General features: G+C 60.9%; 29 protein-coding genes. 13 read left to right on the forward strand and 16 right to left on the reverse strand.

The features are described 5' to 3' along the window. Window positions 1-5 precede the first annotated feature (5 nt). The 3 genes from J7394_RS17670 to folK form a co-directional block, all read right to left on the reverse strand. Window positions 6-2,138: a bifunctional (p)ppGpp synthetase/guanosine-3',5'-bis(diphosphate) 3'-pyrophosphohydrolase gene (locus tag J7394_RS17670; protein WP_209254997.1), complete on the reverse strand. Its 2,133-nt coding sequence runs from the start codon at window positions 2,136-2,138 to the stop codon at window positions 6-8. Between the two features lie 26 nt (window positions 2,139-2,164). Continuing rightward, window positions 2,165-2,518 carry a DNA-directed RNA polymerase subunit omega gene (gene rpoZ / locus J7394_RS17675; protein ID WP_170380450.1) on the reverse strand — a complete coding sequence of 118 codons (354 nt, stop codon included), beginning with the start codon at window positions 2,516-2,518 and terminating at the stop codon, window positions 2,165-2,167. Window positions 2,519-2,614: 96 nt separating this feature from the next. Further along, window positions 2,615-3,184, reverse strand: coding sequence for a 2-amino-4-hydroxy-6-hydroxymethyldihydropteridine diphosphokinase (gene folK / locus J7394_RS17680; RefSeq protein ID WP_209254998.1), 570 nt, complete (start codon window positions 3,182-3,184; stop codon window positions 2,615-2,617). Between the two features lie 138 nt (window positions 3,185-3,322). Here folK and J7394_RS17685 point away from each other — a divergent pair, with 138 nt between their 5' ends. The 7 genes from J7394_RS17685 to J7394_RS17715 all read left to right on the forward strand — a co-directional run bounded on the left by J7394_RS17685 (window position 3,323) and on the right by J7394_RS17715 (window position 7,796). Continuing rightward, window positions 3,323-3,898, forward strand: coding sequence for an NYN domain-containing protein (locus J7394_RS17685; RefSeq protein WP_039541714.1), 576 nt, complete (start codon window positions 3,323-3,325; stop codon window positions 3,896-3,898). 189 nt (window positions 3,899-4,087) lie between these two features. Beyond that, the gene (gene ispH / locus J7394_RS17690; RefSeq protein WP_209254999.1) at window positions 4,088-5,038 is read left to right on the forward strand and encodes a 4-hydroxy-3-methylbut-2-enyl diphosphate reductase; all 951 of its coding nucleotides are present in this window, start codon (window positions 4,088-4,090) and stop codon (window positions 5,036-5,038) included. Then, window positions 5,035-5,487, forward strand: a complete 453-nt coding sequence (locus J7394_RS17695; protein ID WP_209255000.1) for a DUF3429 domain-containing protein — start codon at window positions 5,035-5,037, stop codon at window positions 5,485-5,487. Before ispH ends, J7394_RS17695 begins: the two co-directional genes overlap by 4 nt. Then, window positions 5,484-6,077 carry a class I SAM-dependent methyltransferase gene (locus J7394_RS17700; protein WP_209255001.1) on the forward strand — a complete coding sequence of 198 codons (594 nt, stop codon included), beginning with the start codon at window positions 5,484-5,486 and terminating at the stop codon, window positions 6,075-6,077. Before J7394_RS17695 ends, J7394_RS17700 begins: the two co-directional genes overlap by 4 nt. Beyond that, on the forward strand, window positions 6,070-6,537 hold the full coding sequence (gene rnhA / locus J7394_RS17705; protein WP_209255010.1) for a ribonuclease HI: 468 nt from the start codon (window positions 6,070-6,072) through the stop codon (window positions 6,535-6,537). Before J7394_RS17700 ends, rnhA begins: the two co-directional genes overlap by 8 nt. After that, window positions 6,534-7,157 carry a trimeric intracellular cation channel family protein gene (locus J7394_RS17710; protein WP_209255012.1) on the forward strand — a complete coding sequence of 208 codons (624 nt, stop codon included), beginning with the start codon at window positions 6,534-6,536 and terminating at the stop codon, window positions 7,155-7,157. The genes rnhA and J7394_RS17710 overlap by 4 nt, the downstream gene beginning before the upstream one ends. Window positions 7,158-7,193: 36 nt before the next feature. Continuing rightward, window positions 7,194-7,796, forward strand: a complete 603-nt coding sequence (locus tag J7394_RS17715) for an alpha/beta hydrolase (RefSeq protein ID WP_209255014.1) — start codon at window positions 7,194-7,196, stop codon at window positions 7,794-7,796. Between the two features lie 2 nt (window positions 7,797-7,798). Here J7394_RS17715 and speB read toward each other — a convergent pair whose 3' ends face one another. The 6 genes from speB to def (J7394_RS17745) are packed head-to-tail and all read right to left on the reverse strand — an operon-like array spanning window position 7,799 to window position 11,128. Further along, window positions 7,799-8,620 carry an agmatinase gene (speB, locus tag J7394_RS17720; protein WP_209255016.1) on the reverse strand — a complete coding sequence of 274 codons (822 nt, stop codon included), beginning with the start codon at window positions 8,618-8,620 and terminating at the stop codon, window positions 7,799-7,801. A 59-nt stretch (window positions 8,621-8,679) separates the two neighbouring features. Next, window positions 8,680-8,916, reverse strand: a complete 237-nt coding sequence (locus tag J7394_RS17725; protein WP_209255018.1) for a GlsB/YeaQ/YmgE family stress response membrane protein — start codon at window positions 8,914-8,916, stop codon at window positions 8,680-8,682. A 1-nt stretch (window position 8,917) separates the two neighbouring features. Beyond that, window positions 8,918-9,154: a hypothetical protein gene (locus J7394_RS17730; RefSeq protein ID WP_170380460.1), complete on the reverse strand. Its 237-nt coding sequence runs from the start codon at window positions 9,152-9,154 to the stop codon at window positions 8,918-8,920. A gap of 6 nt (window positions 9,155-9,160) precedes the next feature. Further along, window positions 9,161-10,075 (reverse strand): methionyl-tRNA formyltransferase, encoded by a 915-nt coding sequence (fmt, locus tag J7394_RS17735; RefSeq protein ID WP_209255020.1) that lies wholly within the window; start codon window positions 10,073-10,075, stop codon window positions 9,161-9,163. 43 nt (window positions 10,076-10,118) lie between these two features. Further along, on the reverse strand, window positions 10,119-10,613 hold the full coding sequence (gene def / locus J7394_RS17740; RefSeq protein ID WP_209255022.1) for a peptide deformylase: 495 nt from the start codon (window positions 10,611-10,613) through the stop codon (window positions 10,119-10,121). After that, the gene (def, locus tag J7394_RS17745) at window positions 10,610-11,128 is read right to left on the reverse strand and encodes a peptide deformylase (protein ID WP_209255024.1); all 519 of its coding nucleotides are present in this window, start codon (window positions 11,126-11,128) and stop codon (window positions 10,610-10,612) included. Before def (J7394_RS17745) ends, def (J7394_RS17740) begins: the two co-directional genes overlap by 4 nt. A gap of 94 nt (window positions 11,129-11,222) precedes the next feature. Here def (J7394_RS17745) and J7394_RS17750 point away from each other — a divergent pair, with 94 nt between their 5' ends. Next, entirely contained in the window at window positions 11,223-12,395 is a 1,173-nt protein-coding gene (locus J7394_RS17750; protein WP_209255027.1) for a MalY/PatB family protein, read from the forward strand. A gap of 3 nt (window positions 12,396-12,398) precedes the next feature. Next, window positions 12,399-12,926 (forward strand): murein L,D-transpeptidase family protein, encoded by a 528-nt coding sequence (locus J7394_RS17755; RefSeq protein ID WP_209255034.1) that lies wholly within the window; start codon window positions 12,399-12,401, stop codon window positions 12,924-12,926. A 96-nt stretch (window positions 12,927-13,022) separates the two neighbouring features. Here J7394_RS17755 and J7394_RS17760 read toward each other — a convergent pair whose 3' ends face one another. Further along, entirely contained in the window at window positions 13,023-13,376 is a 354-nt protein-coding gene (locus J7394_RS17760; RefSeq protein ID WP_170380466.1) for a hypothetical protein, read from the reverse strand. A gap of 212 nt (window positions 13,377-13,588) precedes the next feature. Here J7394_RS17760 and J7394_RS17765 point away from each other — a divergent pair, with 212 nt between their 5' ends. Beyond that, window positions 13,589-14,578 (forward strand): glutathione S-transferase family protein, encoded by a 990-nt coding sequence (locus J7394_RS17765; protein WP_209255036.1) that lies wholly within the window; start codon window positions 13,589-13,591, stop codon window positions 14,576-14,578. On the opposite strand, the gene J7394_RS17770 is transcribed toward J7394_RS17765, so the two are convergent. Further along, window positions 14,560-14,922, reverse strand: coding sequence for a response regulator transcription factor (locus tag J7394_RS17770; protein ID WP_170556374.1), 363 nt, complete (start codon window positions 14,920-14,922; stop codon window positions 14,560-14,562). The genes J7394_RS17765 and J7394_RS17770 overlap by 19 nt on opposite strands. A 181-nt stretch (window positions 14,923-15,103) precedes the next feature. On the opposite strand from J7394_RS17770, the gene cobD reads away from it, so the two are divergent. Genes cobD through J7394_RS17785 form a run of 3 tightly spaced genes read left to right on the forward strand, consistent with a single transcriptional unit; the run spans window position 15,104 to window position 18,154 of the window. Then, on the forward strand, window positions 15,104-16,063 hold the full coding sequence (gene cobD / locus J7394_RS17775) for a threonine-phosphate decarboxylase CobD (protein ID WP_209255041.1): 960 nt from the start codon (window positions 15,104-15,106) through the stop codon (window positions 16,061-16,063). Then, window positions 16,060-16,980, forward strand: a complete 921-nt coding sequence (cbiB, locus tag J7394_RS17780) for an adenosylcobinamide-phosphate synthase CbiB (protein WP_209255043.1) — start codon at window positions 16,060-16,062, stop codon at window positions 16,978-16,980. The genes cobD and cbiB overlap by 4 nt, the downstream gene beginning before the upstream one ends. 10 nt (window positions 16,981-16,990) lie before the next feature. Beyond that, window positions 16,991-18,154 carry a lytic murein transglycosylase gene (locus J7394_RS17785; protein WP_209255044.1) on the forward strand — a complete coding sequence of 388 codons (1,164 nt, stop codon included), beginning with the start codon at window positions 16,991-16,993 and terminating at the stop codon, window positions 18,152-18,154. Window positions 18,155-18,167: 13 nt separating this feature from the next. Here J7394_RS17785 and J7394_RS17790 read toward each other — a convergent pair whose 3' ends face one another. From J7394_RS17790 to J7394_RS17810, 5 genes are all read right to left on the reverse strand, one after another. Further along, window positions 18,168-18,506, reverse strand: a complete 339-nt coding sequence (locus tag J7394_RS17790) for an acyl-CoA thioesterase (RefSeq protein ID WP_170463236.1) — start codon at window positions 18,504-18,506, stop codon at window positions 18,168-18,170. A gap of 193 nt (window positions 18,507-18,699) precedes the next feature. Continuing rightward, entirely contained in the window at window positions 18,700-19,050 is a 351-nt protein-coding gene (locus J7394_RS17795; protein ID WP_209255045.1) for a hypothetical protein, read from the reverse strand. A gap of 55 nt (window positions 19,051-19,105) precedes the next feature. Continuing rightward, on the reverse strand, window positions 19,106-22,561 hold the full coding sequence (locus tag J7394_RS17800; protein ID WP_209255046.1) for an AAA family ATPase: 3,456 nt from the start codon (window positions 22,559-22,561) through the stop codon (window positions 19,106-19,108). Between the two features lie 141 nt (window positions 22,562-22,702). Continuing rightward, window positions 22,703-23,098 (reverse strand): hypothetical protein, encoded by a 396-nt coding sequence (locus J7394_RS17805; RefSeq protein WP_209255047.1) that lies wholly within the window; start codon window positions 23,096-23,098, stop codon window positions 22,703-22,705. A 35-nt stretch (window positions 23,099-23,133) separates the two neighbouring features. Then, window positions 23,134-24,342: a PLP-dependent aminotransferase family protein gene (locus J7394_RS17810; RefSeq protein ID WP_209255048.1), complete on the reverse strand. Its 1,209-nt coding sequence runs from the start codon at window positions 24,340-24,342 to the stop codon at window positions 23,134-23,136. Between the last annotated feature and the right edge of the window lie 29 nt (window positions 24,343-24,371).

Genomic DNA, 24,371 nt, shown 5'->3' on the forward strand with positions numbered 1-24,371 from the left:
TCATCTCAACCAGCCGGCAGGGCGGCATTTTCACGCTCTCGGTACCGTTCGACAGCGGCCACATCACTTTCTGCCTCGAGCATCAGCATCAGCGAATGCAATTGTTCAAGGTCTCGCAGTTCGACATTGATCAGCAGTCGGTAAAAATCCGGTTTGCGGTCGACGAACTCAAGGTTCGAGATATTGGCCTTTTTCTCGCCGATCAATGTGCAAATACGCCCCAGGACGCCCGCATCGTTGCCGATGGTGAGGTCAAGTGTCGCGCCATAGACCGCCGGGTGGGTACCAGAATGCCAGTGGAGATCGACCCAACGCTCGGGCTCATTCTCATATGCGCCGAGTCGGTTGCAGTCGATGGCGTGAACCTCGACACCCTTGCCACGATGCGTGATGCCGACAATCCGCTCGCCCGGAAGGGGCTGACAGCAGGGGGCGCGGTCGAATTTCTGTCCCGGCTCAAGGCCAATCACGGCGCGCCGCAACGGAATCGCATCGCCGTCATCCTGTGTCAGTTCCGGATAGACGGCGCTAACCACGTCATGGGCTGTCAGTTCGGCACTGCCCAATCGTGCCAGAAGCTCATGCCGGTCTTTCAGACGCAGGTGTTTGGCGGCTGTATCCAGCGCTTTGTCTGTGGATTTGCGGCCGACATGTTCAAACCCGGAACGCGCAAGCTCTTTGCCCAGTTTGATGAACCGTTCGCGATCAACTTCACGCAGGGCGCGGCGGATCGCAGTCCGAGCCTTTCCGGTTACCGCAATCTCAAGCCAGGTGACCTGTGGGGTCTGGCCGTCAGCGGTGATGATATCGACCGACTGCCCGTTCTTCAGCCGGGTCCAGAGCGGCACGCGGATCGCGTCGACCTTTGCCCCGACACATGCGTGCCCAATACGGGTGTGGATGGCGTAGGCAAAATCAATCGGCGTCGCCCCGCGTGGGAGTTTTACGACATCGCCTTTCGGCGTGAAGCAGAACACTTGGTCCGAGTACATCTCAAGCTTGACGGCCTCGAGGAAATCTTCGTGATCTTCCTCATTGTCGAATTGCTCGGTCAGGTTCGAAATCCACTTGGCCGGGTCGACCGCAAATGGGTTCTCGGTCCGGACACCGTCGCGATAAGACCAATGCGCGGCCACACCGGTTTCGGCCACGTCATGCATCTGGCGGGTACGGATCTGAACTTCGACCCGTTTGCCGTCACGCCCCGAAACAGTGGTGTGGATCGAGCGGTAGCCGTTCGATTTCGGCTGAGAGATATAATCCTTGAATCTGCCGGGCACCGCGCGCCAGCGTTGGTGGATTGCGCCGAGGGTGCGGTAGCAGTCTTCCTCGGTTTCGGTAATGATGCGGAATCCGTAAATATCGGACAGGCGCGAGAAGCCCTGATCCTTTTCCTGCATCTTGCGCCAGATCGAATAGGGTTTCTTGGCACGGCCAAAGACTTCTGCCTCGATGCGCGCTTTCTCCAGCTCATGGCGCATGTCACCAGTGATCCGGTGGATCACGTCTCCGGTTTCGCGCTGCAGGGTGATGAAGCGGCGGATGATCGACTGACGCCCTTCGGGGTTCAACACTCGGAAGGCAAGGTCTTCGAGCTCCTCGCGCATCCACTGCATCCCCATCCGACCCGCAAGCGGCGCGTAGATATCCATGGTCTCGCGTGCTTTGACGATCTGCTTTTCGGGGCGCATCGCCTTGATCGTGCGCATATTGTGCAGACGGTCCGCCAGCTTGACCAGAATGACCCGCAAGTCCTTGGACATGGCCATGAACAGCTTGCGGAAGTTCTCGGCCTGTTTGGTTTCGCGGCTGGAGAGTTGCAGGTTGGTCAGTTTGGTGACGCCGTCGACCAGTTTGGCGACCTCATCCCCGAACAGCTCGGCCACTTTGCCATAGCTGGCTTTGGTGTCTTCGATCGTGTCATGCAACAGCGCCGTGATAATGGTCGCATCGTCCAGACGCTGTTCGGTCAAGATGGCGGCAACGGCAACGGGATGGGTAAAATAGGGCTCGCCGGAATGACGGAACTGCCCTTCATGCATCTGCTGGCCGAATTCATAGGCCTTTGCGATGCGTTCAGCGTTTGTCTTTGGGTTATAATTGCGGACCAGCGCAATCAGGTCGTCAGCAGAAATCATCCGGTCCGCACCTTCGTTTTGAGGGCTTACCCCTGCCCTTGAGCCTCCATCAGAGCGCGCAGGAGTTTTTCTTCCGACATGTCATCTTCGGCAGGCTTGTCCGATTCGGCACCCATCAGCAGAGCCATCTGATCTTCTTCGGGCTCATCAACCTCGATCTGGGTCTGGTTGGCCTCGATCAGACGCTCACGCAGTTCATCCGCGCTCTGGGTTTCGTCGGCGATTTCACGCAGCGAGACAACGGGGTTCTTGTCGTTGTCACGGTCCACAGTGATCGGTCCACCGGCGGAAATCTCACGCGCACGATGGGCGGCAAGCATCACCAGTTCAAACCGGTTGGGAACCTTGTCTACGCAGTCTTCAACCGTCACGCGGGCCATGGAACGCTACTCCGTTGCTGAGTCCATATCAGGAAGCGTTGTATCTAAGACCGATTGAACGCCTTGACAAGCAGGAAATAGCGCAAATCCACCAATCTACAAAGGTGTGACCGCTGCTATGTCTTCAGCTGGCAGCGCCTCGAGCATCTGCAGGACGGTCTGACCCAGAACCGGATGGTTCCAGTCCGGGGCCACATCGACCATGGGCACAAGCACAAACGCCCGGTCCTGCAGTCGGGGATGGGGCAAAATCAGCTGCTCGGGGGCCTCTTGACGCTGCGCATCTGCTGGCAGGGTCAGCCAACGATCGAAGGTTGCAGGATCGGGCAATACCTGATCCTCGTAGGCCACCAGATCCAGGTCCAGCGTCCGCATCCCCCAGCGCTGCACCCGTTCGCGACCGAACTTACGTTCGACCTCGTGCAAGACCTCCAGCAGCTGCTCAGGCGAAAGGTCGGTCTCGATCAAAAGGGCGGCATTGACGTAGTCGGGGCCCGCACCCGGAGGGAAACAGGGGGTTTCAAAAAACCGGCTTTCGGCGCGAATCACCACCCCACGGTCCGCAAGTGCTGTGATTGCGTTGCGAAGTGTCACCTTGGGCCCTAGTCCGCTCAGATTGAGATTTGCGCCCAGCGCAACAACTGCATTTGACGTGGTTTTGCTCATTTTTACCCCCATATTCGGCCAAATGCATACTTGCGATGCGCATTAAAAGTCCTAATTATAGGCACACCAGCACGCTTAATTTTACACCACTCACACTTAAACGCGCAGCGGGCTGGATTATACCGGAAGGACCTATTTATGTTTTATAAAGACGAACGGCTAGCGCTGTTCATCGACGGCTCGAATCTTTATGCCGCCGCAAAAGCACTGGGCTTCGACATCGACTACAAGCTTCTGCGGCAGGAATTCATGCGCCGTGGCAAGCTTCTGCGTGCTTTCTACTACACAGCGCTTTTGGAGAATGACGAATATTCTCCGATCCGGCCATTGGTTGACTGGCTGCACTATAACGGCTTCACCATGGTCACCAAACCGGCCAAGGAATACACCGACAGCATGGGGCGTCGGAAGGTCAAGGGTAACATGGATATCGAACTGACCGTCGATGCCATGGAACTGGCACCACGCGTTGATCATATCGTGCTGTTCTCGGGCGATGGGGATTTCCGCCCGCTGATTGCCAGCCTGCAACGTCAGGGCGTACGGGTTTCGGTCGTGTCGACCATCCGCAGCCAGCCGCCGATGATCTCGGACGAGCTGCGCCGCCAGGCCGACAACTTCATCGAACTGGAAGACCTGCGCGACGTGATCGGCCGCCCGCCTCGGGAAATGCCGACCGAACCACGCAGTGTTGCTGCCGCCGGCGGGCACTAGCCCACGGCGTCACAAAATTGGGGATGAGATTAGCGCGGTCAGGGTATGAAACCCTGACCGCGCTTCTTTAACTAAGGTTTGGTACTGAAACACCTAACGGCTATCAGTGATTCATGTCAGATCAATGACGCCGCCCTGTCTGGACCAAGGCCGTGAAAAGACCTACCTGTGGCGCAAGGAGACAGCGACATGACCAAGCCGCCATTGACTTTGCACCTTGCCGCGCCGCGCGGGTTCTGCGCGGGCGTGGATCGCGCCATCAAGATCGTCGAGATGGCACTGCAGAAATGGGGCGCGCCGGTCTATGTCCGGCACGAGATCGTCCACAACAAATTCGTGGTCGACGGGCTGCGCGCCAAGGGGGCCGTGTTTGTCGAGGAACTGGATGAATGCCCAGATGACCGACCGGTGATCTTCTCGGCTCATGGGGTCCCCAAATCCGTCCCTGCCAACGCTGCCCGGCGTGAGATGATCTATGTCGATGCCACCTGCCCTCTGGTATCGAAGGTCCATGTTGAGGCGCAGCGCCACTCGGACAACGGCCTGCAGATGATCATGATCGGCCACAAAGGCCACCCCGAGACCATCGGCACCATGGGACAACTGCCCGAAGGTGAGGTGCTGCTGGTCGAAACCGTAGAAGATGTCGCCACGGTTCAGGTTCGCAATCCCGATCAGCTGGCCTTTGTCACCCAGACCACCCTGTCGGTTGATGACACCAAGGATATAATCGCGGCGCTTGAAGAGCGGTTCCCCAAGATCGTCGGCCCGCACAAGGAAGACATCTGCTACGCCACCACCAACCGGCAAGAGGCCGTGAAAGCCGTCGCGCCGAAAGCGGATGCGCTGCTGGTGGTGGGCGCGCCGAACTCGTCCAACTCGCGGCGATTGGTCGAAGTCGCCTCACGCGCCGGATGCAACTATGCGCAGTTGGTGCAACGCGCCACCGATATCGACTGGCGCGCGCTTGAGGGAATTTCGAGCATTGCCATCACTGCCGGGGCTTCAGCCCCCGAAGTGTTGGTCAATGAGGTCATCGAGGCGTTCGGCGATCACTACGACGTCACCGTCGCCCTCGTGGAAACCGCCGTCGAAAACGTCGAGTTCAAAGTCCCCCGCGTGCTGAGGCAACCGGCATGAACGGCGTCCCCAAATCCGCGCTCTATCTAGGGTTGGCGGGGCTGATCCCGTTCATTTGGGGGGCGCTGACTTATCTGAACTCGGACCTCCACGATCTGGGCACGCGCGAGTTGGGCTCTCGTTTTGTAGGGCCTTACATCCAACTGTTCTATGGCTCGGTTATCCTGAGTTTCATGTCAGGTGTCTTGTGGGGCTTTGCCACCAAGACATCGGGCAGCAAGGCGACCGTCAGCTATACCCTGTCGGTCCTTCCCGCCCTTTGGGCCTTCTTCATGACAGGCGGCGGGCCGATCAGCGCCGGCACCAATCTGATGATCGGCTTTGCCGGGCTTTTGGTGCTGGACGCCCTGTTCTGGTATTGGGGCCTCGCGCCACGCTGGTGGATGCGATTGCGTATCCTGCTGACGGCCATCGTCCTGCTGTGCCTGGCTGTCGGAGTGTATCTATGAGCGATCGTGAGACGATCTCAGTCTATGACGAACAGGCCGCGCGCTACGCGGATCTGACCGATGAAGCCAACACCGAAGACCCGCAACTTACCCGGTTCATCCAGGCCGTTCCAAAAGGCGGCAAGGTGCTGGATCTGGGCTGCGGTCCCGGTGCCTCATCAGTGATCATGGCGCAGGCGGGGCTGGAGGTTGAGGCCATGGATGCCTCTGCCGAGATGGTCCGGCTGGCCTCGGCCCACCCGGGATTTTCCGCCCGCCAAGCGGCGTTTTCGGACCTGAAGGCCGAGGGAATCTATGACGGCATCTGGGCCAATTTCAGCCTTCTGCACGCCAAACGCGCGGATTTCCCGAACCATCTGGCCGCCATTCACCGGGCGTTGAAACCCAAGGGCGTCTTCTATATCGCCATGAAGCTGGGACAGGGTGAAGGGCCGGATCGTTTGGGGCGCTTCTACAGCTATTATTCCGAGGAAGACTTGAAAACTTATATGCAAAAGGCGGGCTTTACCGTCACCGCACGACGACTTGGCAGCGGAACCGGGCTGGATGGCTCGGTCTCGGACTGGATTGGGCTTGCCGCCCATGCCTGAGCTTTTTGCCTATACCGATGGGGCCTGTTCCGGCAATCCCGGTCCCGGTGGCTGGGGAGTGCTGCTGCGCGCTAAGCAGGGCGACTCGGTCTTGAAAGAACGAGAACTCAAGGGCGGCGAGGCCGAGACCACCAACAACCGGATGGAACTGCTTGCCGCAATCAACGCGCTAGAGGCGCTGGAGCGCGCGTCCAAGATCACCGTTGTGACCGACAGCGCCTATGTGAAAAACGGCGTGACGGGGTGGATTTTCGGGTGGAAGCGGAACGGTTGGAAAACCTCGAACAAGAAACCCGTCAAGAATGTCGACCTGTGGCAGCGGTTGGACGAGGCGCAGGGTCGTCATGACGTGACATGGGAATGGGTCAAAGGCCATGCGGGCCATCCCGAAAACGAAAAAGCAGATGAGCTGGCCCGCGCGGGCATGGCTCCCTTCAAACCCGCAAAGGCGCAGGAGTGAGCGCGCTTGCCCTGCTGGACTATGCCTCGGTTCTGGTCTTTGCGCTGACCGGGGCGCTGGTGGCCAGCCGGGCGCAGCTTGATCTGGTCGGGTTTGCCTTCATCGCCTGCCTGACTGCGGTCGGAGGCGGCACCGTGCGCGACCTGCTGCTGGATCGCCATCCCGTCTTCTGGGTCGGCCAGCCGGACTACATCCTGATCGCAGTCGGGGCCGCTGTTCTGGTGTTCTTCACCGCGCATCTGGTCGAAAGCCGCTATAGCTGGCTGATCTGGCTGGACAGTTTCGCTCTGTCCATTGCCGTAGCTGCAGGGACCGGGGCGGCACTGTCTTTGGACCAATCCGGCATCATCGTGGTGCTGATGGGCGTCACCACCGGATGCATGGGCGGGTTGATGCGCGATGTGGTCTGCAATGAGGTCCCCCTGGTCCTGAAACAGGGAGAGCTTTACGTCTCATGCGCGTTTGCCGGTGCCTTGACGGCAGTGGTCGCGACACGGCTTGGGCTCGAAGGCTTGCCCGCGCTGGCGCTATGTGCCGCGATCTGCTGGGCCTTGCGCGCCGGATCGCTTATCTTCGGCTGGAGGCTTCCCGTCTACAAAGCCCGCCCGCCGCGCCAATAGGGCGAATACCGCCCGAAACAAACCGAAGGCCCGCTTGTGAAACCTGCCCTGTCTTTGCTCGCCGCCAGTGCGCTTTGCCTCGTCGCTTGCGCGGAACCCTACAGCCCGACGCAATTCGTGGCCCAGGGCGATCAGATCGTCGTCACTGGGGCCATCGATCACACCACTTTGGATACCTTCCGAGAGGTGGCTGCCGACAACCCGCAAATCAAAACGCTTGTCCTGCAGAGCATCGAAGGATCGGTGGATGACGATGCAAACGTGATCTTCTCGCGCGAGGTCCGCAACCGGGGTTTTGACACGGTCGTGCCGTCCGATGGCATGGTCGCCTCGGGTGGGACAGATCTTTTTCTGGCGGGCAACAGGCGCATCTTGCAACCGGGCGCATGCGTCGGCGTTCATAGCTGGGGCGGAGGGGGCATTATCGCCACCGAACTGCCCGAGGACGACCCCGAACACGACCGATATCTGGACTATTATGACGATATCGGCGTGTCCGATGATTTCTATTGGTACACGCTAGAAGTCGCCTCTGAGGACGAAATGCACTGGATGACAGCCGCCGAGGCCAACAGCTACGACATGGCCACCACGCGCGTGGCGCGGCTGGGGTCAACTGCGACCTGCGACGCGCGCTGATCTCAGCGCGATAACAGCCGCGCGCCGATCTCTTTAACGAATTTCGCGGCCACCATTGCGGTCATGCCATACGGGTCGCGATGGGGGTTAAGTTCGACAATATCTGCACCGACCAACTGCCCCTCAAAACGATGGATCAGGTTAATCACCTCGCGCGTGCTCAGCCCGCCAGGTTCGTGATGTGACACGCCCGGCGCAAAGGCCGGGTCCAACGCATCCAGATCCAGCGACAGGTAGACCGGTCCGTCAAAGCTGATCTCCAGCTCGGGACGCCAATTGCGCATGTCGATCACCTCGACCCCGAACTTGTCCGCCTGCTCCTGTTGGTGCTTGTTCATGGTGCGGATACCGACCTGCACCAGACGTTTGACCTTGCCGGTCTCCATCACCCGCGCGAAAGGGCAGCCATGACCCAGAGGGCCGATATCCTGCGTGTCATACAGGTCGGGATGCGAGTCGATATGCAGGATGTTCAGCCCCTCATACCGCTCGGCATGGGCCTTGATCAGCGGGAAAGCGACCGAGTGATCTCCGCCCAGAGACAACAGCCGCGCGCCGGTTTCGATCCGCGCGGCGGCACCGGCCTCGATCCGGTCGATCGGCTCTTGCCCACGCATCTCGAACACATCCAGATTACCGGTATCTTTGAACCGATCCGTGGCCCCCAGATCGGTGCCATCCTCGGCCGTCAGATTGGCCGCACCGGAATGCAAAGCCTCGCGAATGCGACCGGGCGCAAAGGCCGGACCCTGCAGAAATGAGGAATGCAAATCCAGTGGAACGCCCATCAGGGCAACATCACCAGCGTTCAGATCACAAGGCATGGGTCACCTGCTTAAAAACTCGGCTTGATCTGGCGGCGACCCAAGGGAAAGGTCAAGCCTTATCGGCGCTTTAAGCTCTGCCAGATCCAGATCACCAGCAACGCGCCCAGCACGGCCCCTACAAAACCGGACAACCAGCCGGAAACGGTGATCAGTGTGCGCAACAGGAATCCGCCGACCAAGGCACCGACGATACCGATCAGCATGGTCGTGGGAATATCGGCCTCGATCCGCATCAGGCGGGTGGCGAGGAACCCTGCGGCGGCTCCGATCACGATCAGGGCGACAACAGGCATGTCATCGCCTCCAATGGGTCGGCACGATGATCAGCGCACCGATTGAGGACAGAACCGCGTCCAGCCCAGGCGGGCCAAAGCTGATGCCGAACATGATGCGGACGAAGTAGAACAGGAACGCGCCGCCAACGCAGATGATGATGGACTGCAGGTAACCGTTATGGGTGAATTCGGTCTTCTCGGACAGGTAGCCGACTATCCCGGCAATAACGACGGTGCCCATCAGGACCATGAACATCTGTCTCTACTCCGATGTCAGGCGGGTGCCGACCGGGATGGGCCAGCCCCGCAGAAAGGTTTCCCTATCCTGCGCGCCTTTGCCTGCCCGTTGCAAGCGCAACAGTTCAACCGCGCCCTGCCCGCAGGCGATATGCAATTCGGCTGTCAGGACCTCTCCCGGGGCGCCCTGCCCCTCGGCCACGCGTGAAGCCAGCAGCTTGAGGCGCGCGCCCTCCATCTCGGTCCACGCGCCGGGAAAGGGCGACAGACCCCGGATCTGGCGGTCGACCTCAACTGCGGGTCGGGACCAGTCGACCCGCGCCTCGGACTTGTCGATCTTTGAGGCGTAGGTGACGCCCTCGTCGGGTTGTGGCTGAGGGGTGAGGTCCGGCAGCTGGGTCAAGGCTTCGGTGATCAACGCAGCTCCCATGGTCGAGAGCCTGTCGTGTAGCAGCGCGGTGGTTTCCTCAGGTTCAATCGGCGTGGCCTGACGCATCAGAACGGGGCCCGTGTCCAAACCCGCCTCCATCTGCATGATGCAGATCCCGGTTTCCGCGTCGCCCGACATGATCGCGCGATGGATCGGCGCGGCCCCGCGCCAGCGTGGCAACAGGCTCGCATGGATGTTCAGGCAACCCTGCGCAGGTGCGTCCAGAATGGCCTGAGGCAGAAGCAGGCCATAGGCGACGACCACCGCCACATCCGCGTTCAAAGCGGCAAACGCGGCCTGTTCTTCGGGCGATTTCAGCGAGACTGGATGTCGGACCTCTAGCCCCAACGCCTCGGCCCGCGCATGGACAGGCGTCGGGCGGTCCTTCTTACCCCGACCAGCGGGGCGCGGGGGCTGGCAATAGACGGCGGCGATCTCATGCCCCGCATCGACCAGAGCATCCAATACCGGGACCGAGAAATCGGGCGTGCCCATGAAAATTAGTCGCATGTTCCGCTCCGGTCAGTTTCCGGGTGCCGGGCTAAAGCCCGACCTACCCCTGTTTCTTGGCTTTACGCAGCAGCATGTCGCGTTTGACTTTGCTGAGGCGGTCGAAATACATCCGGCCGTTCAGATGGTCGATCTGGTGCTGTACGCTGGTGGCCTCGATCCCCACGAAATCGCGGCGGTCAATGATGCCCTGTTCGTTCAGGAATTTGACCGTCACGGCCCGAGGGCGTTTCACCTTGGCCGACACACCCGGCAGGTTCGGGCTGGCCTCATCATGTTCGCGTAACTCGATCGAGCTGTGCAGGATTTCCGGGTTCGCCAGTTTTATCACCCGACCTCGCTCAGCCGAGCCATCGACAACGGCCAGACGTAGCATCACCCCGATCTGAGGCGCGGCGAGGCCAACACCGGGCATCGCCTCCATCGTGTCGATCATATCGTCCCAGATGGCGCGGATCTCATCGGTGATCTCAGACACATCCTCGGCCTTGGTCCGCAAGCGTTTGTCCGGCCACGGCAGGCAGGTGCGGACACTCATGTGCGGGCCTTCTCGCGCTTGAGCTTTTGCATTTTGCGGGTGATCATCTGCCGTTTCAGCGGCTTGAGGTAGTCGATGAACAACTTGCCATCCAAGTGGTCGATCTCATGCTGCACGCAGGTGGCCCAGAGCCCATCAAAGGTTTCCTGCTGCGCGTTGCCGTTCTGGTCCATCCAGGCCACCTCGACGGTTTTAGGCCGCGTGACCTCGGCATATTGATCCGGAATCGACAGGCAGCCTTCCTCGTAGACGTTGGTTTCGTCCGACGAGGCGATGATTTCGGGGTTGAACATGACCAGCGGACGGGGGGCCTCGCCTTCTTCCTTGACGCAATCGAGAACGATCAGGCGATCCAGCACTCCGATCTGCGGCGCGGCCAGACCAATGCCGGGCGCATCATACATGGTCTCAAGCATGTCATCGGCCAGCTTGCGCAGATCATCTGACAGATCGGCAACCGGGGCGCAGAGTTTTTTCAGGCGAGGATCGGGATGGATCAGAATAGGGCGTTTCATGAGGCTGATTTAGGGCATCCCGCCCGTCGCCGCAACGCCCCCCTTGCACCCGCCCGATTTGTAGTTAGCTTTCGCCTCGACAGATGGAGCAGACATGACTTTCAATACCCCAACCGACCGCCGCGGCACCCACAGTTCAAAATGGGACAAGATGGAGCAACTCTACGGCGTATCCCCCGATGATGGGCTGGCGATGTGGACGGCAGATTCCGACTATCAGACCGCGCCTTGCGTGATTGATGCGGTGCGCTGTGCAGCTGAGCATGGGGTCTTCGGCTATTCGTGGAAACACCCTGAATATCTGGCTTCGGTTCAGTGGTGGATGCAAACCCGCCATGACTGGCAGATCGACACCGATTGGGTGCTGACCTCGCAGGGCTTGGGCAATGCAATCGCCCTCTGTCTGGATGTCTGGAGCGAACCGGGCGATGGCGCTGTGATCTTCACGCCCGTTTACCATGAGTTTGCCCATAAGGTGAACAAATCCGGACGCCGCGTGGTGGAATGCCCGTTGGTGCGCGAGGGAGACAGCTACGCGATTGATCTGGACGACGCGCAGTCGCGCTTGGACGGGTCGGAGAAGCTGCTGCTGTGGTGTTCGCCGCAAAACCCGTCGGGCCGGGTTTGGACGACTGAGGAGCTGCGCTCCGTGGCTGAATTCGCCGGGCGCAACGGGCTGATTCTGGTTTCGGATGAGATCCATCATGATCTGGTTTACCCGGGGGCGAAGTTCGTCCCGATGGATGTCGCAGCACCTGAGGCACGGCCTTGGACCGTGACCCTTACGGCGGCATCGAAGACGTTCAACATTGCGGGACAGCGCACCGGCAACATGATCATCCCCGATCCGAAACTGCGCGCGGCGATGCGCCACCGGCTGGACACGTTGGACTATGAACCAAGCGCCCTTGGCGTGGCCATGATCACCGCCGCCTACACGCCCGAAGGGGCGGAGTGGGTGGATGCTCAGGTCGCGCATCTGAATGGAAACCGCCAGCTGTTTGACGCCACGATCGCCGAGATTCCCGGCCTTTGGTCGATGCCCCTACAGGCAACCTATCTGGCTTGGGTCGATTTCTCGGGCACCGGGATGAGCCATGATGAGTTTGTTCGACGCCTACGCAAGGATGCGCGCATCGCGACCTCGTCAGGCCCCGGGTTTGGTGCGGGCGGCGAGACTTTCGAACGCTTCAATCTTGCCACCCAACGCGCCCGCGTCGAAGAGGCCTGCGCGCGGCTGAAGCAGGCGTTCGGGGATCTGCAGTAACGGATGCGCCTGCTGGCTCGGATCACGCTGGTCTTTCTGATCGCAGCGCTAGGCTGGATCGGCTGGCAGAGATACTGGCCGCGCCCTCCCGCGCCTGCCGTGGCGCCTGACGCTGCACAGATCGACCACATTCTGATCGAAAAATCTGCCCGTCGCCTGACCGCAACGTTGGACGGCGCCATCGTACTGCAGAGCGAGATTGCGTTGGGGTTCGCACCGGAAGGGGACAAGGAGCAGGAAGGTGACGGTAAGACGCCCGTCGGAGTGTTCACCATCGACCGCCGCAATCCGAACAGTGCGTTCCACCTGTCACTTGGGATCGACTACCCTCAACCCGATGACATCGCCCGCGCCCAGCAACAGGGCATAGACCCCGGCGGAGATATCTTCATTCACGGGCAACCAAACGGCGTTGTTGGCCTCACCCTGCCCGGAGACTGGACGCTTGGCTGTATCGCTTTGTCCAATGACGAGATGGCCCAGCTGTGGAGCCTGACTCCGACCGGAACGACCGTCGAAATTCGACCCTAGATCGTTTTGCGTTTGATTTGAGGCGGCATACGCTGCCTCTCCCTTCGGTCGAACGCGCCTTTCAATGGACTTGCCTCAAGTAAAACGCAAAACGCTTTAGTCCTCGTGCCCCAGCAGGGCAATCGGCGCATCCGGCGCGCGGTAGAAATCCAGCGGAGCTTTGTCGGAAGCAGCCGTATTGCGCTTGAACTCATAGCGCATTTCGCCTGCCTCTTCCTCGTCCGCGACGATCAGGCATTGATACAAATGGTTCGCGCCGTCATGGATATCGACTAGCCCGCGCAGACGCGGCGTGGTCTCGGCCTCGACTGTAAAGCCATTCTTCCACAATCTAAGAATTTTGAAGTAATTGTCGCCCATTTCCACCCGCAAACGGCTGGTCTTTTTCAAAGTGGCGATTCGCGCAGCCTCCAACTCAGCGCTCATTTCCTTGGAAACATAGGTACTCATCAAATTTCCCCCCTTCGATATCTCTTATTGTGGAGGCAAAACTGTAAAAATCCAGTGAAGCTGGCCACATAACTTCAAAGCGCTCGCAGATGTTGCGCGCACATCTCAGACCGGTGATGTGCGCAGGTGCAGGCTGCATGCGCGCGGGCTGTGATAGGAAGGCCGGGTTCTGCGCCCTATCTTTGCCGAAACGCAGATACGGAGGACGCGAGATGGGCCTGTTGGTCGACGGAACCTGGCACGACACCTGGTATGACACCAAATCCACTGGCGGCGCGTTCAAGCGCAGCGCCGCTCAATTCCGCAATTGGCTGACGGCTGATGGCAGCGCTGGCGCCTCCGGCAAAGGTGGCTTTAAGGCTGAACCCGGGCGCTATCACCTCTATGTCAGTCACGCCTGTCCCTGGGCCCATCGCACACTGATCTTTCGGGAACTCAAAGGGCTGACCGATCTGATCTCAGTCTCGGTGGTGCATCCGGACATGCTGGACAAGGGCTGGAGTTTTGAAACCGACGATCACGGCGCGACCGGAGATGATCTTTACAGTCTGGACTACGCCCATCAGGTCTACACCAAGGCCGACCCCGCCTATTCCGGTCGGGTTACGGTGCCGATCCTGTGGGACAAACAGCAGGAGACGATCGTCTCGAACGAAAGCTCGGAAATCATCCGCATGTTCAACTCGGCCTTCAACGAGATCACGGGCAACCGCGATGACTACTGGCCCGAGGCAATGCGGGATGCGATCGAAGAGGTCAACGCGCGGATCTATTCGGACGTCAATAATGGTGTCTACAAATCCGGCTTTGCCACCTCACAGCAGGCCTATGACGCCGCCATCCACCCCCTGTTCGACACGTTAGACTGGCTCGAGGACCGGCTGGCCCGGAACCGCTACCTGATGGGCGACCGCGTGACCGAGGCTGACTGGCGTTTGTTCACCACGCTGATCCGGTTCGATCCGGTCTATCACCTGCACTTCAAGTGCAACAAACGCCGGTTGATCGACTACCCCAACCTCTGGGCCTATACGCGTGAGCTATATCAATGGCCGGGCGTCGCGCAGACCGTGAACATGAACCATATCGTGCGGCACTATCACTACAGTCACGACAGCATCAATCCGCACCGGATCATCCCGGTGAACCCGACCCTCGACTATCTTGAACCGCACGGACGGGATCAGCGCCCCGCCGCGTAGTGTTCCACCATCGCCGCTAGATCCTCGGGCGGGGTGCCGCTTTGCACATAGGCGCAGGCATTGGGACTGTGGGCAAAGATCGACCCGTCCGAGAAGAAGGTGGTGTTGGTGACAAAAATCACCCGCGCCTCAGGGCGGCGGTAGCTGGCGAAGTCGGCCACAGCCAGCGCGCTGCCGGTTTCCAGAACCAGATCCAGCACGATAATCTCGAACTCAGAGCCATAGAGCGCCAGTATCGCGGCCTCTTGCCCGGCCACAAGCGTCACCTCGGCACCTTGTCGTTCAAGATGCCTTTTCCAGACCCGACCCAGATCGGGGTTACTCTCAACAATCAAAACTTTCATACTACAACCTCGGCACTTGGTGTGGTGAGTGGTGCCGACCCCCAAGACCCGTGATCACGCCATTTCCTTAACAAAGTGTTAACTCTGCCTGCTGACGGGTCTGATCACGCGGATTTGCTTGTCAAAACGGCGAAAATCCGCTTGAAGCGGGGCGAATACGTCATTTGGGATATGCGGTGGGATGAACGATAGCGAATTGAATCCTCGTGCGAAACGCGACCATGGTGGCGGTCTGGATGGGGCCATCGCGCAATATGGCGGCGCACGCAGCGATTGGATCGACCTGTCCACCGGCATCAATCCGCATCCCTACCCGATCGCAGGGCTGCACCCCTCGGATTGGACCGAACTGCCCGATCATGGGGCGTTCGAGCGGCTCAGCACTGCGGCTCGCCAATTCTGGAATGTCCCGGCTGAGGCGGCAATCCTGCCCGCGCCCGGAGCTTCGGCTCTGATCGCGCGCATTCCCGCACTGGCAGCGCAAGGCCGGGTGCAGATCACGATGCCCACCTACAACGAACATGCCGCCGCCTTTCAGGCTCAAGGCTGGTCGGTGCAGGAAACCGGCCCTGCTGATGCGCGCGTGATTGTACACCCGAACAATCCGGATGGCCGGGTGTGGCAGGTCAGCGACGCCACCGCGCCTTTGACCATCATTGACGAGAGCTTTTGCGACGTGATGCCCTGTGCCTCACTGATCCATCTGGCCGGACAGCCCGGCGTGATCGTGCTGAAAAGTTTTGGCAAGTTCTGGGGGCTGGCCGGGATGCGTCTGGGCTTTGCCATCGGCGCGCCGGACCTGATTGCCAGACTGAACGACCTGACCGGCCCGTGGGCTGTCTCGGGCCCTGCGCTGCGGGTCGGAACACAAGCCCTGCAGGACACGGATTGGGCGCGCGAGACCCGCGTGCGTCTGGAGGCCGAGACCACCCGACTGGACGCCATGGTTACTGATAAACGCGCGCGGCTGGTCGGAGGCACAAGCCTGTTCCGCCTTTACGAGGTCGATGATGCGGCCCTCTGGCAAGACCGATTGGCACAGGCATATATCTGGAGCCGCATTTTCCCCTACTCCCAACGCTATCTGCGCCTCGGCTTGCCTCCCACACATGGATGGGATCGGCTGGAGGCCGCGCTGTGAGCATCCCCTTTCTGTTGGTCTGCGCCATGTGTCTGGACGCGGCGTTGGGTGAGCCGGACTGGCTCTGGTCCCGCATCCGGCACCCTGCGGTGGTAATCGGCAACGCCATTGGATGGCTGGACAATCGGCTGAACCACGGGGCGGGGCGGCGCGCCAAAGGCGTCTGCACGCTGATCCTGCTGGTCGTGACAGCCCTTGGTGTCGGCTGGGTACTGGCACAGCTGGGCGGAGTGATCGAGATTCTGGTCTGTGCGATCCTGTTGGCGCAGAAGTCGCTTGTGACCCATGTCCGCGCCGTCGGCGAAGGGCTACACGCCTCGCTTGCGGACGGGCGCGCGCAGGTGGCCATGATCGTCTCGCGCGACACACGCGACATGACCGAGGAACAGGTCGCCCGGTCCGCGATCGAAAGCGCGGCAGAGAACCTCAGCGACGGCGTTATCGCGCCCGCTTTCTGGTTTCTGGTGGCGGGTCTACCAGGGCTGTTGGTCTACAAGGCAGTGAATACCGCTGACAGCATGATCGGCTACCGCACCGAGAAACACCGCGATTTTGGCTGGGCCTCGGCCCGGTTCGACGATCTGCTGAACCTGATCCCTGCGCGCCTGACCTGCATGATGATCGTGGCGCTGTCAGGTCAATGGGCACGTTGGAACGATATCCTGCAGGACGCCCACCGCCATATCTCGCCCAATGCAGGCTGGCCCGAGGCCGCCGTGGCCCGCGCGCTCGACGTCGCACTGGCCGGGCCGCGTAGCTATGACGGACAATTGCGCGACCTGGCCTGGGTCAATGGCGATGCGCGCCGTCAGATCGGCGCGGCAGAGGTTTTCCGCGCATGCGACATGCTCTGGCGTGTCTGGGGGCTTGCGCTTGGCCTCGTCTCAGTGTGGGTTGGGATCAACGTGATCTTCTAAAGGACGCCTCATGCGCTTTCTGTCCGGCCTTTTCGCCGCCGCCCTGTTCGCCTCGCCCGCCTTTGCGCAATGTGGCGGAGGGTTCAATTCCTTCGTCAAAGGGCTGAAGGCCGAGGCCGTCCAGCAGGGGTTCGACAAACCGACTGTCGACGCCTTCTTCAAGGGCGTCCAGCAGGACAATGCGGTTCTGAGAGCCGACCGCGCGCAGGGCGTGTTCCAAAAACCGTTCATCGACTTTTCGCGCCGCTTGATCTCACAAAACCGGATCGACCGAGGCAAGGCCATGTCGCAGAAATACGACGCGGTCTTCGACCGGATCGAGCGCGAATATGGTGTCTCGCGCGGGGTCCTGCTGGCCTTCTGGGCCTTTGAGACCGACTACGGCGCGGTTCAAGGCGATTTCAACACCCGCAACGCACTGGTCACGCTGGCCCACGACTGCCGCCGCCCCGAGTTGTTCCGGCCTCAAATCTTCGCCGCGCTGGAGCTGTACAGTCAGGGCAATTTCGACCCCGCCCGCACGACTGGCGCCTGGGCCGGAGAAATCGGCATGGTTCAGATGCTGCCCCGCGACATACTGGAAAACGGCGTGGATGGGGATGGAGACGGCAAGGTCTCGCTAAAAACCTCGGCCCCGGATGCGCTGATGTCGGGGGGTAAGATGCTATCCCATCTGGGTTGGCAACCGGGCCAACCCTGGCTGCAAGAGGTCACGGTGCCCGCGCAAATGGATTGGTCTCTGTCTGGGCCGGGCAAACCGCGTTCCGTCTCTGACTGGCAGGCGATGGGTGTGCAGGCCCGTAGCGGCTCGCTGGCCAACCTGCCTGCCTCGCTGATCCTGCCGCAGGGGCACAAAGGGCCGGCCTTTCTGGCCTATCCGAATTTCGACGTCTATTTCGAATGGAACCAAAGCTTTACCTATGTCCTGACCGCCGCCTATTTCGGCACAAGGCTGGAAGGCGCGCAGATCTATGACGCGGGCAATCCGGCCGCGGGCCTGAACGGCGCACAGATGAAGCAATTGCAGAGCAAACTGCAGGCGCGTGACTATGACGTGGGCAAAATCGACGGGATTTTAGGGGCTGGTACCCGAGCGGCAGTGCAGGCCGAGCAGAAACGATTGGGCCTACCTGCAGATGCTTGGCCGACGGCGGAGTTGTTGAACAGGCTGTAAGGCTCAGCCTGCCTTAGTCATCTTTGAATACGGGGCGTGGCGCGCCATTTTCGTCCAACGCGACGAAGACAAACTCGGCATCCGTGACCTTTTGCCCATTCTGAGATTGCCGAGGGCGCGCCCAGACATCCACGTGCACACGCATGGAGGTGCGCCCGACGTGAACCAGCGTCGCATAGAGGGTCACTTCATCCCCAACCTTGACAGGCTGCAAAAACTGCATCGCCTCGACCGAGACGGTCGCCGCCCGCCCCTGCGCCACGCGCCCGGCCATATTGCCCGCCGCCAGATCCATCTGCGACATCAACCAGCCGCCAAAGATATCACCAGCCGGGTTGGTGTCCGAAGGCATGGCAATGGTGCGAATGACCAGCACACCCTCCGCTTGCTGACGGCCATGCGATCCGAGCTTCTTTCCGCGGGCCAGCCGTGCGTCGATGTCCTGGGTCACTGATCAATTCCTTTACGAGGCGACTATCCGGCCAGCTATTCCGCCGGTCTCAGAACAGTTACGCAAGACCAGCGCCGCAGCACAATGCCAAACATCACTCGGGCCGCACGGGATAGCGGTTGCCCTTTTCATCTATCAGGATCAGCCGCTCACCACTTCGCACATAGAGATCGCACCGGCTGAACCCGTTGCGATAGGCGATACAAACGCTGCCATCCTCTGCAATGGAATAGGTGCCAAAGGCGGATTCTCCGCTGGCGTAGGTGTAGGAATAGGCTCCTCCGGCTGAGTATTTGGACTGACCGTCGTCAAAGAAGGTCAAAGTCCGGCCCGCCAAGCCGTTCAGCTCTTCAGAGGTTAAAGGCACGTCTCCGGGCTTTACGGCCCATTCGGCGGCAGAAAGCGGGCTGGCGGATAGCAGGGCGAGCAACAGAAAACGTATCATGCCGCCACCCTAGCCCGAAGCGTCGTGAAACAGGCATAACGTTGCGGTGAGGGGGTCAGGCGACCATCTGCTCGGCTTTTTTCAGATCAACCGAGACCAGCTGGCTGACGCCCTGCTCCTGCATGGTGACGCCGAACAGCCGATCCATCCGTGCCATGGTTACGGCGTGGTGGGTGATGATCAGGAACCGCGTGTCGGTCTGGCGGCACATCTCGTCCAGCAGGTCGCAGAACCGGGTAACGTTGGCATCGTCCAGCGGCGCGTCGACCTCGTCCAGCACGCAGATCGGGGCCGGATTGGCGAGGAAAACGCCAAAGATCAGCGCGGTCGCGGTCAGAGTCTGCTCACCGCCCGACAATAGGCTGAGGGTCGAGAGCTTCTTGCCCGGCGGCTGGCACATGATCTCAAGCCCCGCATCCAGCGGGTCATCGCTTTCGACCATGACCAGATTGGCCTCACCACCGCCAAACAGGTGCTTGAACAGCATGGCGAAGTTCGAATTCACCTGTTCAAACGCGGTCAGCAGACGCTCACGCCCTTCGCGGTTGAGGCTGGCAATGCCGCTGCGCAGAGCCTTGATTGCCTCTTCCAGATCAGCCTTTTCGCCGTTCAGAGTGTCGAACTCTTCCTGCACTTCCTTGCTGTCTTCTTCGGCCCGCAGGTTCACCGCGCCCATCGCGTCGCGCTGGCGTTTGTGGCGGTTGACCTCTGCCTCGAGCGCATCGGCGGCAGGCATCTGATCCGGGTTCACGTCCAACTGGTTCAGCAATTGGTTCGGGGTCAGCTGCTGATCTTCGGCAATCCGTTCCGCCGCTGCCGCGACGCCTTCCTTGGCCGCATCGCAGCGCGCCTCGGCGGCCGCACGGGTTTCGCGCGCTTCTGAGGCCAAGCGTTCCGCGTCTCGCTCGGCCAGAACCACGTCTCGCTGCTGGGTTTCGGCCTCGGCAAGCTTATCGGCGGCCTCAGCCCGGCGGGCTTCTGCGGCTTCGATCATCTCGTTCAGCTCTTCCCGTGCCTCGGCGATCTCGGCGGGCGCGGCCATGGCCTCGGAGAGTTCCTCCTCGGACCCCTCCTTGCGGTCAGCCAGTTCGGAAATCCGCTTTTCGGCGGTCTCCAACCGGTGCTTCCACCCGCTGAGGTCTTTTGTCACCTCCTGGCTGCGACGTGTCCGAGCCTCACCTTCGCGGCGCAACTCATCATGGGTCGAGCGGTGGGTCAGCATGGTGATGCGCGCGGCTTCGACCGTTTGCTTGATGTCTTCGACCTGCGCGCGGGCACTGTCCAGGTCACCCAGTTCGGCCAGCGCGGCTTCGGCCTCACGCAGTTGCGCGCGGGCGGACATGGCGTCGTCCTTGTGGCGATCCACAGACAGGGTCAGAGTTTCCAGCTTGCCCTGCGCCAGATTGCGATCCGCTTCGGCGCGCGACAAGGCGCGGGCAGTTTCGGCCATGCGCTGATCGGCAGCGCGGCGAGCCTCACGCGCGCGGCGGTCGGCTTCGGTAACATCGGCCAATTGCTGCGACAGGGCTTCATGCGCAGCGCGGGCCCCTTCGGCCTGCGCCTCGGTGCGGGCGAGTTCCTGCTTTAGGGCCTCCAGCTTGTTCAGCTGCTCCAACCGCAAGGCGGCAGCGCTTGGGGCATCTTCGGCCCAGGCGCGGAACCCGTCCCAGCGCCACAGATCACCGGATCGCGACACCAGCCGCTGACCCGGTTTCAAGGACGTCTGCAACCGCGCGCCAAGCTCTCCATCCACCAAGCCGATCTGCGCGATCCGGCGGCTGAGGCGATCCGGCCCCGAGACATGCAGCGCCAAAGGTTCGGCCCCTTCTGGCAGAGGCTGGTCGGCGTCATACCCCGCGACCTGAACCCAACCTGATGGTCCGTCGCCCTCAACCAACGGCGCGCGCAGGTCATCAGCCAAAGCCGCCCCCAGCGCCTTTTCAAAGCCCGGTGCGACGCGCAACAGGTCCAGCACCTGCCCGCCTTCGGCAGTGTCTCGTTCGACCAGCTTGGCCAACGCGGTGGTTTCAGCCCGGATGGCCCCCAACTCACCCTCAGCCTCGGACCGTTGGGCCCTTGCCTCAGCCTCGCGCGCCTGCGTCTCGGTCCGCATCTCATCAGCGGCAGCCAGCGCTTCTTCGGCCGCTTCGGCAGCTTCGCGGGCCTCTTCTTCACCCTCTTGCGCCGCCTCAAAAGCGTCATCCGCGCGCGTCAGGGCAGACTTTGCTTCGTCCACCGCCACCCGCGCTTTCTCTTCTTCGCCCTCAGAGCGGGCCAAGGTCTTGCGGCTGTCCTCAACCAAGCGCTGCGCCGACTGGTGGCGTGCGACCAGGCGGGCCATATCCTCAGTCTGTTGAGACAGGTGGTCTTCGCGTTCCTGCAGGATCGAAGCCGCTTCGCGAGCCACCTCAGCTGCTTCGGCGACCTTCTCATCATGACCTTCCGCAGCCTTGATCAGCTCGCGGGCTTCCCATTCCAAGCGCTCGATCATTTCGCCTGCATCGCGGTTCAGGCCAGTTTCGCGTTCGATATCGTTGCCGAGTTGCTGAATGCGGTTGGTCAGCGTTTCAATGGTCTGGCGCGCGCGGGTTTCCTGATCCGAGAGCTGATCGCGCTGCACTTGCTGGCGTTGCAGGACGGCGGCGGCGATGGCCTCTTCCTCGCGCAGGGGCGGCAAGGATTCCTCGATCTTAGCGCGTTTGGCGGCGGCTTCGCGGGCAGCGGCCTCGGCGCGTGAAGCTTCGGTGATCCGGTCGCGCAGCTTGTCTTCAGCAACCTGGCGGGCGATATCGGCTTCTTTCCAGCGCCGATAGAGCAGCATCCCCTCGGCCTGCCGCAACTGTTCCCCAATCTCGCGGTAGCGGGCCGCCTGACGGGCCTGACGCGCCAATTGCGCAAGCTGGCCACCCAACTGTTCCAGTACGTCATCGACACGGGTCAGGTTGGCCTCGGTGCCTTTCAGCTTCAACTCGGCCTCATGCCGCCGCTGGTAGAGGCCCGAGATCCCGGCAGCCTCTTCCAGAATGCGGCGTCGGGCGCGGGGCTTGGCGTTGATCAGCTCGGCAATGCGGTTCTGACCCACCAATGCCGGCGAGTGCGCCCCGGTCGAGGCATCGGCAAACAGCATCTGCACATCGCGGGCGCGCACGTCCTTGCCGTTGGTCTTGTAGGCGCTGCCGACATCGCGAGTGATGCGTCGAATGATCTCCAACTGATCGCTGTCATTGAAGCCCGAAGGCGCCAGACGTTCCGAGTTGTCCATGGTCAGGACCACTTCGGCAAAATTGCGCGCGGGCCGCGTGGCTGCACCGGCGAATATCACATCCTCCATCGCGCCGCCACGCATGGATTTGGGACGGTTTTCGCCCATCACCCAGCGCAGAGCTTCAAGAAGGTTGGATTTGCCGCAGCCATTGGGACCCACCACACCGGTCAACCCGTCCGCAATGATCAGATCGGTCGGATCAACAAAGCTTTTGAAGCCAGTCAGTTTGAGTTTGCTAAAGCGCAAAGGCCGCCTGTCCCATGATTCCTAATACAGGGAAGTCTGCGCAACGGATTGGGGCCGAGTCAACGGATATGCGCAGGATATGGGCGATGGACCCGAGTTATCCACAACATCTTGGCAGTTTCACGCGCAATGCGGCGCGCGCTAGTAGGGTGTACACTCGAAGACCTGATAGCCGGAACTGCCGGAATAGCCATAGTTGACGCATTCATAGGACCGCAGCAGCAGCGCGCCAAAGATCAGCTTTTCCCCAAGTTCCTTATCACAGCCCAACACGCCCACCGTCACCGCCGCATCCCCCAGCACGTCCATCAACGGACAGCCCGAGACCTGCGCCATGGCCAGCGCTGCCCGGTCGCGAACCGGCCCCAGCCGCGGCGCGTATTGAGAGTTCACCCGCACCGCCTCGGCCAGAGGGCCACGCACACGCACGTCAAAGACACTGCCATTCACCGCGATCCGCGTTGCAGGCATATCGCGGAAATGAGGCGAGCCACCCGAACAGGCAGCCAGCAGCAGGATAGGAAGTAAGCGCATCATGCTGCCGTTCTAACGGCGATATGGTTAACGAAGCCTTACTGACCGCCAGCACGCAGCACCTGCCCAAGGCGCAGAATGCCCTCGCGGATGGTGTCCTCGTCAGAGTTTGAGAAACTCAGTCGAAGGGTGTTTTCACCACTGCCATCCGGGAAAAACGCCTGACCGGGCACAAAGGCCACTTTGACCGTGTCCAGAGCTCGGGCCAAAAGCGCAGCTCCACTGGTCCCGGCGGGAAGCGTCAGCCACACGAACATCCCACCTTCGGGTTTGGTCCAGGAGACGCCCTCGGGCATATGCGCCTGCAACGCCGTCAGCATGGCATCGCGACGCGCGCGATAGGTTTGTCGGACCTTCGGGATATGGCTTTCGAAACAGGCCTGCGCCACCTGATGCACGGCCATCTGGTTGATCGTGGCCGAATGCAGATCCGCCGCCTGTTTCATCAGAACAAGCTGCGAGATGATAGGTTTGGCCGCCACAACCCAACCAACCCGCAACCCCGGCGACAGGGTTTTCGAGAAACTGCCGCAATAGATCGTCCGACAGGCCTCAATCGACCCCTTCCGCGCTTGCTCCAGCGCCAGAATCGGAGGGATCGGCGCACCGTCATAGCGCAGCGCCTGATAGGCCCCGTCTTCGATTGTCGCGCAGTCCAGATCCTCGGCCAAATCCAGCAGCGCCTCGCGCCCACGCAAATCGACAGTTTCACCTGTGGGATTGGAAAAGTCAGGCGAGAGATACGCGAATTTGACCCGTCCCGCGCCTGCGGCTTTTCGGTATTCCTCGGCCCCCTGATTGCCGGGAATGCTGAGTCGGTCGAAAAGAGGCTCATAGGCATTGAACGCAGAGATTGCCCCCAGATAGGTCGGCCACCCGACCAGAGCGGTATCGCCAGGAGACAGAAACAGCTTGCCCAAATAGTCCAGCGCTTGCTGTGAGCCTGAAGTGATCAGGATGTTGTCCATGTCACACGCGACCCCGATTGATGCCATATGGTCGACCAACCATTCGCGCAGCGGAGCATATCCTTCGCTCACAGAATACTGCAGCGCTTGGGCCTGCCGGCCCGGACCAAGGGCCGTCTGAAAAGCCTGCGCAAACGCGTCCGCCGGAAACAGGGCAGGATCGGGGATACCACCGGCGAATGAGATGATATCCGGCTGATCGAGGAGTTTCAGCAGCTCCCTGATCTCGGATGCCTTCATGTTCTGTGTCCGAGTGGCGAATAGCGGATGTGTAGTCATTGGGCTCCTCCGATCTCAATGCGCGCAGC

The sequence above is a fragment of the Ruegeria sp. R13_0 genome (assembly GCF_017743995.1).
In the GTDB taxonomy this organism is placed as follows: domain Bacteria; phylum Pseudomonadota; class Alphaproteobacteria; order Rhodobacterales; family Rhodobacteraceae; genus Ruegeria.